We start from the raw sequence: 13,216 nt of genomic DNA, 5'->3' as shown, positions 1-13,216 counted from the left end.
TTCTTGCTAAAAAGCGGATGTATCGAGGGTTGCGATCTCCGCATCTCGGGGCATCGGTCACGCTAAGCTCGAGCCGACCGGTCAGCAGAAGCAGTCGAGCGACATCAGGGGGAAGACGTGGCCCAATCGGCTCCGCTCAAGGCGACCGCCAAGAGTGTCCCCGCGTATGCGGTTCTCGCCGGCCATCTTCGGAGCCGCATTCTCTCCGGTGAGCTGCAGCCGGGAGAGCGGCTACCCGGCGAAGCCGAGCTCACCGCCGAATTCGGCGTCGGGCGTAGCACTATTCGTGAAGCGCTCCGGTCCCTGGCCAGCCAGAACCTGATCGAGACGACCAGGGGAGTGACCGGGGGAAGCTTCGTCGCCGTCCCCAGTGTTGGACACATCAGTGAGCACCTGGAAACCGGTGTCGCTCTGATGGCTGCCGCGGAGACTGTCACCGTCGACCAGCTCATGGAAGTGCGCAACCTGATGGAGGTTCCGGCGGCGGGCATTGCCGCGTTCCGCCGCACCGACGAGCATCTCGAGCAGCTCAACGCGACCATCTTCGATCCCAATCAAGTGCAGGGACCCGAGACGTTCGCCAAGAACCAGGAATTCCACCTCGTCTTGCTGCGCGCGGCCCACAATCCGCTGCTCGAGCTCATCACTGCACCCGTCTTCCGTGTCCTGTCCGGTCGATTCGGTCGTGACCATGCGCCCGAGGGCTTCTGGCAGTGCGTCGACAGCGACCACCGGGGACTGCTCGACGTGGTGGAGGCCGGTGACTCGATGGCCGCCATGGATCTGATGCGTAAGCATCTCGACCACCTCGGTGACTCGTACCGACAGATGGATCGACTTCGTAATCCGTAAACATCTGCTCTTTACCGAGTCGATTCAGGTGAAGTCTGCCGATTACCGGTTTTCTCGAACCCTTGACGCCGTAAACATCTGATGTTTATGGTCTAGGTAAGGCACTCGCCAAACCGACACGAGGAGACACGGTGGCAATCCATCCGGCCGTTCTGGGGCGCTTCTTCGACGACTACACCGTGGGGGACGTCTACCAACATCCCTTCGGGCGGACGATCACGGAGACCGACAACACGTGGATCACGCTGCTGTCGCTCAACACCAACCAGAACCACTTCAACGCGCATCTGGCGTCGCAGAACCCCATCACCGATGGGAAGGTCATCGTCAACTCCGGCTTCACAGTCTCTGTGGTGCTGGGACTTTCGGTGATCGACATGAGCCAGAACGCGATCTCCAACCTCGCCTTCACCGACATCAAGATGTCCCACCCGGTCTATGCAGGCGACACCCTGTACGCCGAAAGCATCTGTACCGGGCTGCGCAAGTCCGAGTCACGCCCCTACGCCGGCATCGTCTCGATGATCACCCGCGGCCTCAATCAGGATGGCGTCGAGGTCATTTCGTGGAAGCGCTCGGTCATGGTCGCAACCCGCGACAGTGGCATCGGGCAGAACTACTTTCCCGAAGCGCAGAACGGACCGCTCGAACTTCCCCAGACTAAGGATTCCGACGCATGAGGCCACTCGAAGACGTACGCATCATTTCCCTCGAGCAGTACGGCGCAGGCCCGTTCGGTAGCTTGCACCTGGCCGACCTCGGCGCGGACGTCATCAAGATCGAGGACCCCAGCGTCGGCGGCGACGTCGGACGGTACGTCCCGCCCTACAACGAGGGCGAGGACTCGCTGTTTTTCGAGAGCTTCAACCGCAACAAACGTTCCCTGTCCCTTGACCTCTCGACCCCGAGTGGGCGAGCGGTGTTCGAGGATCTCGTTCGTACCAGCGACGCCGTCTACTCCAACCTGCGCGGTGACGTGCCGGAGAAGATTGGCATCACCTACGACCAGCTCAAGCATCTCAATCCCGCAATCGTGTGCTGCAGCCTCACCGGCTTCGGTATGACCGGCCCCCGCGCGAAAGAGCCTGGCTACGACTACATTCTGCAGGGCCTCGCCGGCTGGATGAGCGTCACCGGCGACCCGGACGGCCCGCCCACCAAATCCGGTCTGTCGCTGGTCGATTACTCCGGTGGATTCGTCGCCGCGATCTCGCTGCTGTCGGGACTGCACGCTGCCCGACGCGACGGCATCGGCGGTGACTGCGACGTCTCGCTGTACGACACGGCGATGTCTCTGCTCACCTATCCCGCGACCTGGCATCTCAACGCCGGCTTCGAGCCGATCCGCACGAAGAACTCCGCTCACCCGTCTCTGGTTCCGTTCCAGGCCTTCGAGGCAACGGACGGTTGGCTCATCGTCGGCTGCGCGAAGGAGAAGTTCTGGGACCGGCTCGTCGTCGCCATCGACCGCCCGGACCTCGGTGCCGATCCGCGGTTCACCAACTTCTCGCTGCGTGGCAAGAACCAGAACGTACTGCTGCCGATCCTGGAAGAGGTATTTGCCAGCAATACCGTCGAGCACTGGCTCTCGAAGCTCGGCCCGGCCGGGGTGCCTACCGGACCGATCAACGACGTCGAGCACGCACTGACCGAACCGCACACGCTCGCACGCAATCTCGTGGTCGAGACCGAGCACCCGGTGTACAACACCGTGCGCCAGGTCGCCTCACCGGTGAACTTCGGTGCCGAGGCCAAGCAGTACCGCCGGGCGCCGCAGCGCAACGAGCACTTCGACGACATCGTGCGCGACCAACTGGGTTACGACGACGAACGCATCGCGACACTGAAGGCGGAGGGAGCCTTCGGTACGGCGAAGGACGAGGTACGGGCGTGACCTCGACGATCTTGGCGGAGTGGGCATCGAGTGTCACTGTCGCCGATCTGTCCGAGGACGTCCGGCATGCGGCCGCCCGGCACCTGCTCGATGGCGTCGGTAACACCGTTGCGGCCCAACGGCTCGGCTACGGCCGACCGGGCTGGACAGTAGCCGACGCCCTCGGCGGCCCACCGGAGGCGCGGCCTCTCACTGGAACCCGAGGACTGTCGGCGCCGGCAGCCGCCTTCGCGACCGGGGTGATGCTGCACTCGCTGGACTTCGACGACACGCACGCGGGCGCTCTGGTGCACGCGACGGCCGTATCTCTTCCTGCGGCATTCGCCGTCGGGCAGCAGGTATCGGCCTCTGGTGCAGATGTGCTGACCGCCGCAGCTCTCGGGCTCGAAACCGCCTGTCGCCTCGGTGAAGTCAGCCCGCACGGATTCCATGCTCGGGGTGTGCATGCCACGGCAGCGGTGGGACCGTTGACGGCCGCACTCGTTGCCGGACACCTGTCGAAGTTCGACACCGAGACGTTGGTCAACGCCCTGGGGATCGCTGGATCGTCGAGTTCGGGACTGCTCGAGTTTCTCGATACCGACGCCGACACCAAGGCGCTGCATCCCGGATCGGCGAGCATGAACGGTGTGCTGGCCGCTCGGCTCGCGGCCGCCGGTGCGACCGGCCCATCGTCTGTCCTGGAAGGTCGACGCGGAATCTACGCTGCGCTGACCGATCGGCCGACGAACTTCGCGGCACTGACGGAGGGACTCGGCACGCGGTGGGAAGCCACCCGGATCGGCATCAAGCCGTACCCCAGTTGCCAACTGATGCACGTGACGCTCGATGCGGTGTCGAAGGCCCTCGGTGACAGCGCGGTTCAGGCCAGTGATGTCGACGACATCGAGGTGTTCGTTCATCCCGATTCGAGTCCGTTCGTCTGCGGACCCAACACCGGCGTCGCGTCACCGCGCAGTACCTACGACGGCAAGTTCGATCTGCCGTGGAGTGTGGCGGCACTACTGCACGACGGAGCCATCACCGTCTCGACCTACACCGACGAATCCATCGCACGCGAGGACGTCCTCGGCACCGCCCGCAAGGTGCGGGTGACGAACCTGCCGTCCGAGGTTCCCGCGGCGGCCGCGTCGGGCAGGGCGGTTCTCACCCTCACCGACGGACGCGTGCTCGACGCCTCCGTCGGCGGCAGTCAGGGATCCGCCGGTTTCCCGCTGAGCGACGACCGTCTGCTGGAGAAGTTTCTCGCCAACTGCGGCAACGACTCTCGTGCCACCGAGCTGGCCGACCGCGTCCTCGGGTTGGTCGACGAAACCGACTTGACCGCCATTCTCGACCTCGCCGCAGCCATCGCGCCGACACCCTGACACTTCAATCGACAGGACATCACCATGGACTTCACGTACGACGAGCAGCAGACGGCCTTCCGTAAAGCATTGCGCACCTTCGTCGACAAGGAAATCATCCCGGTCGCGAACGAGTGGGAGAAGACGGGCCGATACCCCACCGAGATCGTCGAGCACATGAAGGCCATGGGCCTGTTCGGCATCACGACACCGGAGGAGTACGGCGGCCTCGACCTCGACAAGGTCTCGTTCACTTTGGTGTACGAGGAGCTCGCCCGCGGATGGATGGGTGTCGCCGGAATTCTCGGCAGCCACAACCTCTCGTGCTGGATGATCGGCAAGCACGGTACCGACGAGCAGAAGAAGACACTGCTGCCCAAGCTTGCGACCGGTGAATGGCGTACTGGAGTCGGCCTGACCGAGCCCGGTGCCGGAACCGACCTGCAGGGCATCAAGACCACCGCCAAGCGCGACGGCGACCACTACGTCGTCAACGGTGCGAAGACCTGGATCACCAATGCCCGACACGCGAATGTGCTTCCGGTACTGGTCAAAACCGACACCACCACGACTCCCGCGCACAAGGGCATGTCGCTGCTACTGATCGACACCACGACCGACGGGTTCGAGGTCCAGCGCGACATGGGCAAGCTCGGCTACAAGGGAACCGAATCGTGTGAGATCACGTTCACCGATGTGCGCGTTCCCGTCGACGCAGTGCTCGGTGGCGTCGAGGGTCGCGGTCTGCAGCAGGCACTGTCGGGTCTCGAGATCGGCCGTCTCAACATCGCCGGCCGCAGCGTCGGCATCGCGCAGGCTGCCTACGACGCTGCGCTCGAATACGCCAAGCAGCGCACCGCATTCGGTCAGCCCATTGCCGAGTTCCAGGCCATCCAGCTCAAGATTGCCGACATCGCGACCCAGCTGCAGGCCGCACGCTTGATGACGTACTGGGCTGCATCGCAGGCAGATTCGGGTAAGCGAGTGGATATGGAAGCCGGTATGGCGAAGTACTTCGCCTCCGAGGCCGCCATTACCGCCAGCCTCGAAGCGATGCGCATCCACGGTGGCTACGGATACTCCACCGAGTTCGTCGTCGAACGCCTCTACCGGGACGCCCCGCTGATGGCGATCGGTGAGGGCACCAACGACATCATGCGCACCGTCATTGCCAAGTCCCTCGTCGCGGGCACGGGCGTCATCGGATGAGGACCGCTCTGACGTACCTCTACGTCCCGGGGGATGTGCCGGAGCGGTTCGACAAGGCGCTGAATTCGGGTACCGACGCGGTGGTGTTGGATCTCGAGGACGCCGTCACTGCGGCGAACAAGGACCATGCGCGTGCGACGGTGGCCGCGTGGGTTGCCTCCTGCGAGCCGGGTGACGTGCAGATCTGGGTGCGTGTCAATCCTGGGGCGTTGCAGGAGAGCGATATTCGCGCGGTGTTGCACCCCAATCTGACCGGTATCTGGTTGCCGAAGGTGTCGTCTGCTCGGGAGATAGAGCAGGCCGACGCACTTCTCGGTGCGAGCGGCGTCGTGGTCTCGCCACTGATCGAGACGGCCGCCGGAGTGTTTGCCGCTCTCGAGATTGCCCGTGCCCCTCGGGTCAAGTTTTTACAGATCGGTGAGGTGGACCTGGCCGCCGATCTCGGCGTCGACGGCTCGGCGGAGTCATTGTCGTTCGTGCGTGCTCAGGTGGTGGCGGCCAGCGTCGCGGCGGGGATCGATCCACCGCCTGCTGCGGTGTCGCGGAATTTCCGCGATGCCGAAGCGTTCGAGGCCGATACCCGCACTTTGGCCGGTCTCGGTTTTGTCGGGCGTGCGTGTATTCATCCGGCTCAACTCGGGCCTGTGCGAACGGTGTTCGTGCCGTCGGAGTCGGAAGTTCTCGAGGCAGAGCAACTGTTGGCCGACTTGGAACGTGCCACCTCAGGAGTGGCCGTCGACAGCAAGGGATTTCTGATCGACGAGGCTGTGGCCCGAACTGCTCGTCGAGTGGTGGAGCGCGGTGCCGCGCGGGAGACGATCAACAACTGACGTCAGCCGAAGGCGATGCGAAGCCCGACACTCGCTGTGGCCCCGCCGGCGCTGAGGATGAAGTTGTGCCGTCCTTCGTCCCGGAAGACCATCTGCATCGGCAGGAACCAGAATCGATTCTCGCCGGTGAAGCCGGCGCCGGGGATTTGCAAGCCTCGTTGATTGACGATGTGTTCGCCGTTCGCATCGAGCACCTCGAGTGTCGCGGGGAAGTCCTTGCCGATGTCGTCGGGTCCCGTCTGCAACAGCGCGACCAGACGGCATTCGAGCATGCGGGTGTCGCGAGGAACCGTGCAGGTATCCCAGACACCGCCGAGAATGTCGAGCATGTCTTCGCTGACTCGCGCGTACTCGGCGAAGAACAGCCCGGTGATGATCATCGGCTTCGGCCACCTCTTTCGACCAACACTGGCGTCGGGGTTGACAGTCGTGTCGACAACCCTAAGCGGCCAGGGAGCCATCTGCTGACGCAGCGCCGCGTCGATGCAGAACCATCGTCAGTGCGATGGCGACGATGATGCCGATCAAGGGCGGAATTCCGAATTCGAGTTCCCCGGACAACCATGCGAGGAATGCGGCAAAGGCGTAGACCGCGAGATGTCGCCAATGCACGAGCGGGGGAGTGTGCCCCTCGGGTATGCCCTGACGCCAGCGGCACAGGAAGTCTCCGATGAGAACACCGCCCAACGGAGGAATGAAGGTGCCGAGCAAGCTCAGGTAGTCGACCAGATGATTGTGCACACCGACGAGTGCGAGCACGGTCCCGATGACGCAGCCGCCGATGATGAACGGTGCCTTCCGGGGATGCCGGAACATTTCCGCGCCGGCGACGCCGAAGGCATATGCGGTGTCCGCGTTGCTCTTCCACAGGTTACCGAAGAGCAGAATCAGGCCCCAGCCGACGAGTCCCAGGTTGTAGAGAACCAGAACGAAATCGCCCTCACCGAAGGTGATTGCTCCGATCGCTCCGAACAGAATCATCATTCCGTTGCCGAGAAGGAACCCGATGATGCACGCCCACGCCGCTTGCGACCCGGATCGTGCGAATCGAGTCCAATTGGGTGCCTGTGTCCCCGCGGAGACGAAAGTGCCGACGACCGTCGTGATGGCGAGCGTGACCGTCATGGTCGTCGTGGGTGCGATCGACGTCAGACCGGAGAACCCACCGACCTCGTCGAGAGAGCGGGAGACCACCCAACACGCCAAGGCAATAATCAATGGCGTCGACACGACCGAGACCCAGTACATCCCGCGGTATCCGTAGCAGGCGGTGATGCACATGAGGATGCTCGCACCGATCATGACCGCCGCCCGCGCGGCATAGGACTCCCAGCCCAATGCCTGCGAGGTGAGCTCACCGATGGTGCCGATGATGACGCCATACCAACCAATCTGCGTACCACCGAGGAGCAACGACGCGAGCTTGGATCCGCGGGTGCCGAAGCTGTAACGCGCCATGAGCACGGTCGTCAAACCTGTACGTGCACCGGCAAATCCCATCACGGCCACGTACGCGCCCAGAATCGCCGAGCCGGCGACGATCACCAGGATGAGGGTCCAGAAACTGAACGCCGTGCCGAGCGCAGCACCGGCCAGCATTGTCGGCGTGAAGATGGTAAAGCCCAGCAGCACAATGGCCAACGAGAAGAACGGCTTGCGGGCAGTGCGGGGCACGGGCGTGACGGGGTAGTCCAGGTCGACCGGTTCGTCGGCCTTCTGTGCGGTGGACTCGTGATCGGCTCGGTTGCTCATGCCTCCTCGCCGATGTCTTCGAGCCACAGGCCCGGGCGCTCCGCCAACATGCGTTCCATGAGCTGCAGACAGGCGGGGTCGTCGACGACGTCGAGCTGTACCCCATGCTCGCGCAACAGACTCTCCGACATCTCGAAGGAGCGGTTCTCGCCGATCACGATTCGCGGAATTTCGTACAGCAATGCGGTTCCCGCGCACATGAAGCAAGGAGACAGGGTGGTGTAGAGAACGGATTTGCGGTACACCGAAGCCGGTAGTCGCCCCGCTCGCTCGATGCAGTCGGTTTCGCCATGACGAATTGCGCTGTCCATCTGCACGCGTCGGTTCCGTCCCACCGCCAGTACTTCGCCGTCGTGCACGAGTGCCGCGCCGATGGGAACGCCGCCCTCCTCCCAGCCGATCTGTGCCTGTTCGATTGCAAGTCCGAGGAAGTACTCGTCGGTGTGCGCGGGATCGGTCAAGGGGTCCTCCTGAAGCGTCTACGAACGGTGAGGGTGATGCGTGCCATCAGTCGACCAGGCCTCGCGCAGATTGCCAAAGGGACAACGTGTCACTCGAGCAATAGTCGATCTGGAGCACTGTGTCCCGTCGGCGGAGCATGAACGAATGCTGCCGACTCTGCGAAACGTTCTGGCGCTGCCGTCTTTCGAAGCGGCTGCTGTCGAGGTACTCACGGGCTCACCCGACACCGTGGTCGTCCGCTGGGTGCATTCGTCCGAGGTCTACGAGATGGGCGGCTTGCTGTCGGGCGGAGAACTGTTGTTGACCACCGGACTCGGCCTCCAGGGACGATCGGCCCAGCAGCTGACCGCCTACGTCGACCAACTGGCCGACGCGGGATGTGCGGCTCTCGCAATGGAAGTCGGGCGCTCATTTCTCGTGGCACCGCCGGAATTGGTCGAGGCCGCGCGTCGCCGAGGGGTGGCATTCCTGACGCTGCACACGATCGTGCCCTTCGAGCGGATGGTCGAGGACTTCCACGACCTCGTAATGAGGCGCCGGCTCGGAATGCAGCGCACCGGAGAGCCGGTCTGGCATCAGCTCATGGACCTCGTCGTGGCGGGGCAGGGCATGATTGCCCTACTCGACGCGATCGCACGCCTGGCCGGCTGTGGCGTCGATCTGCTCGACGCGGAGGGCCGCGTCGTCGAACACAACGCTACCGCTGCGCCGCGATCGGCCGATGAAAAAACGGTCCTCGACGTGCGCGGACCCGCGGGCTCGCTCGGTCGGCTCGTGCTGGCCGGACGGACCACCGCACGGCGCTCGGCCATCGGTCACTGCGCGGCCGTGGCGGTAGCTCTGGAACTCGGTCGACATCCCGGCCTCGGTCCCCGGCAGTCCCGTGCACAGGCCGTGATCACCGATCTCGTGGGAGGCACGTCGACCTCACACGGTGACCTGGTCGAGCGCCTCGGCGCAGCCGGTTGGGCACCCACCGAAGGCCACCATGTTCTGGTGGCCGCCGTCGACGTCGATCAACGAACCCCGGCGCGCGAGCTGTTGATTCCGGTTCGAGAGGCGGTCGAGTCCGTCCTCGGGCGGTGTTTGGTCGGGGTGGCTGCGAACCACGTCGTCGTGCTCGCGCAGGGCTGGGTGCAGCCGTCGCCTGCGCGAGTTCGCTTCGCGTTCAACGAGATCGAGGCTCTGCTCCGCGGCGGATCTCATGGTTCAGCATTGCGCACGATCGGTGCGTCGGCTCCGGTCCTCGGGTTGTCTCACATCTCCGATGCGATCGGCCGAGCGCGTGAGGTGGTCCAGATCGCGCGGCGCTTCGGAACTCGCACCGGTGTTCTGTGCGCTCGCGATGTCGGTGTTCAACGGTTGCTGGGCGCGTGCGTACCGGCCATGATCACGGAGTTCGTCACCGAACAGCTCGGTGACGTGATCGCTTTCGACACCGAACACTCTGCCGATCTCGTGCGAACCCTCGATGCCTTCGTGGCGAACGGCGGTAGTAAAGCCCAGACCGCGATCGGACTGGGCATCAGGCGACAGTCTCTCTACGCCCGGTTGTCGCGACTCGACACGCTCCTGGGCACCTCGCTCGATGATCCGACGCACCTGGCCGGTCTGGGACTCGCTCTGACGGCGTGGCGTATGCAGACAGGTGTTGACCCGCAGGCCGCATTCGCGCGTACATCGCGCTGCGGAAGCTGACCCCACTCGATCGGGAACGTCGTGGATCCGGTCCTGTGAGTCCCCAACCTGTGTGCCCATCTCGCGTCCGTCATTGTTACGGTCTTATTTCACATTCCTCACATAGGAGACGCACGAGTGTCGACGCGAGACCAGATCGAGACGATCTACCAGCAAGTTCGCGCGCGGAACGCGGGGGAGCCCGAGTTCCATCAAGCGGTGACCGAGGTGTTCGACTCGCTTCGAGTGGTGGTCGATCGCAGTCCGGGTTACGCCGACGCCGGGTTGATCGAGCGTTTGTGTGAGCCGGAGCGTCAGATCATCTTCCGTGTTCCGTGGATGGACGACGCCGGCGCAGTGCACGTCAACCGTGGCTTCCGAGTGCAGTACAACAGCGCCCTGGGGCCGTACAAGGGTGGATTGCGGTTCCACTCCAGCGTCAACCTGGGCATCGTCAAGTTCCTGGGTTTCGAGCAGATCTTCAAGAACGCACTGACCGGGCTCCCCATCGGCGGCGGCAAGGGCGGCTCCGACTTCGACCCCAAGGGCCGATCCGAAGCCGAGGTCATGCGGTTCTGCCAGTCCTTCATGACCGAGCTGCACCGCCACATCGGCGAGTACACCGATGTGCCCGCCGGCGACATCGGCGTCGGTGGCCGCGAAATCGGTTATCTCTTCGGGCAATACAAGCGTCTGACCAACTCCTACGAATCCGGCGTGCTGACCGGCAAAGGCACCTCGTGGGGTGGTTCGCAGGTACGCCGGGAAGCCACCGGCTACGGCGTCGCCTATTTCGTCGCAGACATGCTCGAGACGCTCGGCACCTCACTGGATGGCAAGACCGTCGTCGTATCCGGGTCCGGAAACGTCGCCATCTACGCGATCGAGAAGGTGCATCAACTCGGCGGCACGGTGATCGCATGCTCGGATTCCTCGGGCTACATCGTCGACCCCAACGGCATCGACCTCGAACTGCTCAAAGACATCAAAGAGGTGCGACGCGAACGCATCAGCGCGTATTGCGAGACCGTCGACGGAGCATCGTTCATCGAGAACGGCTCGATCTGGGATGTGCCGTGCCAGGTAGCAATGCCCTCGGCCACGCAGAACGAACTCGATGCCGACGCGGCGAAAGTCCTCGTCTCCAACGGCGTGAAGGTGGTGGCCGAAGGGGCCAACATGCCGACCACACCGGAGGCCGTCCAGATCTTCCGCGACGCCTCAGTCGCGTTCGCACCTGGCAAGGCGGCCAATGCCGGAGGAGTGGCTACCTCCGCTCTCGAGATGCAGCAGAACGCATCTCGTGACTCGTGGAGTTTCGAGTACACCGACGAACGCCTCGCCGCGATCATGCACGGAATCCATCACCGAACCATCGCGACCGCCGAGGAGTACGGCAAGCCGGGCGACTACGTCCACGGCGCGAATATCGCCGGTTTCATCAAAGTCGCCGACGCGATGATCGCTCTCGGCATCGTCTGAAGCACCGGCCTCATCACCGACTGGCTTTTTATTTTCTTTCGGCTACAGTCGGCTGCACGAGCTCGAACCGAAAGAAGGTGTGTCGCTGTGATCCCCGATGGAGCAGAGGTGCGGTAGCGTTCGCGCTTTCGTCACCTCGTTCGATCCTCGGTCCCTCGACTCCGTCCTGGACCCGATTGCAGCGCCACCTCTTTCGACCACCGGCCGTTCTGATCGCGCTCGGTAAAGCCCCTCCGTCGGCGCATCGAGAAACAGCGGTCATCGAATAGTCATCTCGAATCGGCGGGCGCAGTTCTGCGTCCGTGCATCGCGCAATGACGTGCTGCTCGAGCACTCTCACAACCCCAGTCACACAGGAGAAACCGTGACCACTATCGATCACCTGCCGTTCGACACACCCGCACCCCGTGAGCAACAACTGCCGGAGCTACTGGAGAGCCGAGTGATGGCTTTCAACAACGTTCTGGTGCAACGTGCTTCGGGTGACCTGGACAACAACGACGCGTACCACCGCGCTCGCGCCGAGCTGCAGCGCATCGATCGCACGATCGCAGAAGTGAAGAGCCGCATCGCAGAATCGGACGCATCGAAGACCATCGACCGCGATATCGCCGGCCCAGGATCTGCTGTCACCGTCATGTTCGATGGTGACGAGAAGGACGTGGACACCTTTGTGCTGGTCGAACACGCGATGGAGAGCAGCGGCCGAACCTGCTCGACCGCTTCACCTTTGGGCGCTGCCTTGGACGGGAGTCGAGTGCGTGACATACGCACGTACTCGCTCCCCTCCGGTGCCGAAAGCACAGTGACAATCCTGGGCATCACCTGGCCGTGAGGGTGTTGCAGTGGCCTGCTCGTCGAGAAACGACTAGCTGATCAGCGCACGCACCGGCGTCGGCTCCCGGCCCAACAGGGCTGCGGTGACGGCACTCCCGGCCAGAAAGTCTCGGTCGTCGTAGAACTCGAACATTGCCCCGAGTCGATGTTGCTCATCGGCGGACATCGAGTCGCTGTGCAGCCTCATCCATTCATCGACACTCGAGGACCTGGAAGCGACCACACGGCCGGTGGCCACCTCGACCAGACGAACCACGTCTCGGACACTGAGCGCTTCCGGCCCACCGAGCTCGTACGTCGATCCGTGGTGAATGTCCGCACCCTCGACCAGAATCCGGGCTGCCACCTCGGCCACATCGTCGAGGCTGATGAACGAGAACGTGGTGTCCAGGCTGTAGGGCACAGCAAGATCGGTACTGGTGCCGGTCAGAACCGCCTCGAAGTTCTGCGCATAGGCGCACGGCTGCAGGATGGTCCAGTGCAAGCCCCGCTCCGAACTGAAAGCACGTAGCGCTTCCTCGCAGCGGGCCTTGTCCATGTGATGCGGCATCCTCGGGCTGTAGGGCCAGGCCACCGAGTGATACACGACGTGGTCGACCCCTGCCGACGCCGCCGCGTCCAGCGCCCGCACGAGTAGAGCCGGCTCGTCCGGATGCACATTGGGCGCAATGAAGTACGCCCCGCGGCACCCGGTGAAAGCCTCGACCAATCCATTACCGGTCTCCAGGTCCACCGGAAAGTCCGGAGCAGAACGACTCAGCCGCCGTACCACCGCCACACCGTCGAGTGCAGCTGCGACGGCTCGTCCGGTCTTACCCGTGGCACCGACGATCGCGATGTCGGTGCCACGGGAAACGTCGAGAGTCATCAGGTGA

Annotated in this window: 13 protein-coding genes; 9 read left to right on the top strand and 4 right to left on the bottom strand. The window is 63.7% G+C overall.

The features are described 5' to 3' along the window. The first annotated feature begins 117 nt into the window (after positions 1–117). From J1M81_RS16790 to J1M81_RS16765, 6 genes are all read left to right on the top strand, one after another. A complete protein-coding gene (locus J1M81_RS16790; RefSeq protein ID WP_032364336.1) occupies positions 118–852 on the top strand; it encodes a FadR/GntR family transcriptional regulator in 735 nt (244 codons plus the stop codon). 131 nt (positions 853–983) lie between these two features. Further along, positions 984–1,532 (top strand): MaoC family dehydratase, encoded by a 549-nt coding sequence (locus tag J1M81_RS16785; RefSeq protein WP_032368993.1) that lies wholly within the window; start codon positions 984–986, stop codon positions 1,530–1,532. After that, complete coding sequence (locus J1M81_RS16780; protein ID WP_206498408.1) at positions 1,529–2,746, top strand: CaiB/BaiF CoA-transferase family protein; 1,218 nt, start codon at positions 1,529–1,531, stop codon at positions 2,744–2,746. Before J1M81_RS16785 ends, J1M81_RS16780 begins: the two co-directional genes overlap by 4 nt. Next, positions 2,743–4,113, top strand: a complete 1,371-nt coding sequence (locus J1M81_RS16775) for an MmgE/PrpD family protein (RefSeq protein WP_206498407.1) — start codon at positions 2,743–2,745, stop codon at positions 4,111–4,113. The genes J1M81_RS16780 and J1M81_RS16775 overlap by 4 nt, the downstream gene beginning before the upstream one ends. 24 nt (positions 4,114–4,137) lie before the next feature. Continuing rightward, positions 4,138–5,301, top strand: coding sequence for an acyl-CoA dehydrogenase family protein (locus J1M81_RS16770; protein ID WP_032384865.1), 1,164 nt, complete (start codon positions 4,138–4,140; stop codon positions 5,299–5,301). Further along, positions 5,298–6,131: a CoA ester lyase gene (locus tag J1M81_RS16765; protein WP_057474841.1), complete on the top strand. Its 834-nt coding sequence runs from the start codon at positions 5,298–5,300 to the stop codon at positions 6,129–6,131. The genes J1M81_RS16770 and J1M81_RS16765 overlap by 4 nt, the downstream gene beginning before the upstream one ends. 2 nt (positions 6,132–6,133) lie before the next feature. On the opposite strand, the gene J1M81_RS16760 is transcribed toward J1M81_RS16765, so the two are convergent. The 3 genes from J1M81_RS16760 to J1M81_RS16750 form a co-directional block, all read right to left on the bottom strand. Then, positions 6,134–6,511: a hypothetical protein gene (locus tag J1M81_RS16760; protein WP_032384867.1), complete on the bottom strand. Its 378-nt coding sequence runs from the start codon at positions 6,509–6,511 to the stop codon at positions 6,134–6,136. 61 nt (positions 6,512–6,572) lie between these two features. Beyond that, the gene (gene codB, locus J1M81_RS16755; RefSeq protein WP_206498406.1) at positions 6,573–7,883 is read right to left on the bottom strand and encodes a cytosine permease; all 1,311 of its coding nucleotides are present in this window, start codon (positions 7,881–7,883) and stop codon (positions 6,573–6,575) included. Next, positions 7,880–8,344 carry a nucleoside deaminase gene (locus J1M81_RS16750; RefSeq protein WP_032368971.1) on the bottom strand — a complete coding sequence of 155 codons (465 nt, stop codon included), beginning with the start codon at positions 8,342–8,344 and terminating at the stop codon, positions 7,880–7,882. Before J1M81_RS16750 ends, codB begins: the two co-directional genes overlap by 4 nt. A 145-nt stretch (positions 8,345–8,489) precedes the next feature. On the opposite strand from J1M81_RS16750, the gene J1M81_RS16745 reads away from it, so the two are divergent. From J1M81_RS16745 to J1M81_RS16735, 3 genes are all read left to right on the top strand, one after another. Beyond that, the gene (locus J1M81_RS16745) at positions 8,490–10,043 is read left to right on the top strand and encodes a PucR family transcriptional regulator ligand-binding domain-containing protein (RefSeq protein ID WP_045840803.1); all 1,554 of its coding nucleotides are present in this window, start codon (positions 8,490–8,492) and stop codon (positions 10,041–10,043) included. Between the two features lie 117 nt (positions 10,044–10,160). Continuing rightward, positions 10,161–11,504, top strand: coding sequence for an NADP-specific glutamate dehydrogenase (gene gdhA / locus J1M81_RS16740; RefSeq protein WP_032384870.1), 1,344 nt, complete (start codon positions 10,161–10,163; stop codon positions 11,502–11,504). 364 nt (positions 11,505–11,868) lie between these two features. Further along, complete coding sequence (locus tag J1M81_RS16735) at positions 11,869–12,339, top strand: GreA/GreB family elongation factor (RefSeq protein WP_045840802.1); 471 nt, start codon at positions 11,869–11,871, stop codon at positions 12,337–12,339. A gap of 33 nt (positions 12,340–12,372) precedes the next feature. On the opposite strand, the gene J1M81_RS16730 is transcribed toward J1M81_RS16735, so the two are convergent. Continuing rightward, positions 12,373–13,209, bottom strand: a complete 837-nt coding sequence (locus J1M81_RS16730) for an SDR family oxidoreductase (protein ID WP_045840801.1) — start codon at positions 13,207–13,209, stop codon at positions 12,373–12,375. Positions 13,210–13,216: the final 7 nt, after the last annotated feature.

This window comes from Rhodococcus sp. KRD175, assembly GCF_017168275.1.
Taxonomy (GTDB): Bacteria; Actinomycetota; Actinomycetes; order Mycobacteriales; family Mycobacteriaceae; genus Rhodococcoides; species Rhodococcoides fascians.
Note: the sequence above shows the minus strand (reverse complement) of the source record. Positions and strands in the feature narration are given on the sequence as shown.

Excerpts from the sequence above, each read along its gene's own strand:
- J1M81_RS16760 (WP_032384867.1), bottom strand. The coding sequence starts at position 6,511 with ATGATCATCACCGGGCTGTTCTTCGCCGAGTACGCGCGAGTCAGCGAA.
- J1M81_RS16780 (WP_206498408.1), top strand. The coding sequence starts at position 1,529 with ATGAGGCCACTCGAAGACGTACGCATCATTTCCCTCGAGCAGTACGGC.
- codB (WP_206498406.1), bottom strand. The coding sequence starts at position 7,883 with ATGAGCAACCGAGCCGATCACGAGTCCACCGCACAGAAGGCCGACGAA.
- J1M81_RS16770 (WP_032384865.1), top strand. The coding sequence starts at position 4,138 with ATGGACTTCACGTACGACGAGCAGCAGACGGCCTTCCGTAAAGCATTG.
- J1M81_RS16730 (WP_045840801.1), bottom strand. The coding sequence starts at position 13,209 with ATGACTCTCGACGTTTCCCGTGGCACCGACATCGCGATCGTCGGTGCC.
- J1M81_RS16745 (WP_045840803.1), top strand. The coding sequence starts at position 8,490 with ATGCTGCCGACTCTGCGAAACGTTCTGGCGCTGCCGTCTTTCGAAGCG.
- J1M81_RS16765 (WP_057474841.1), top strand. The coding sequence starts at position 5,298 with ATGAGGACCGCTCTGACGTACCTCTACGTCCCGGGGGATGTGCCGGAG.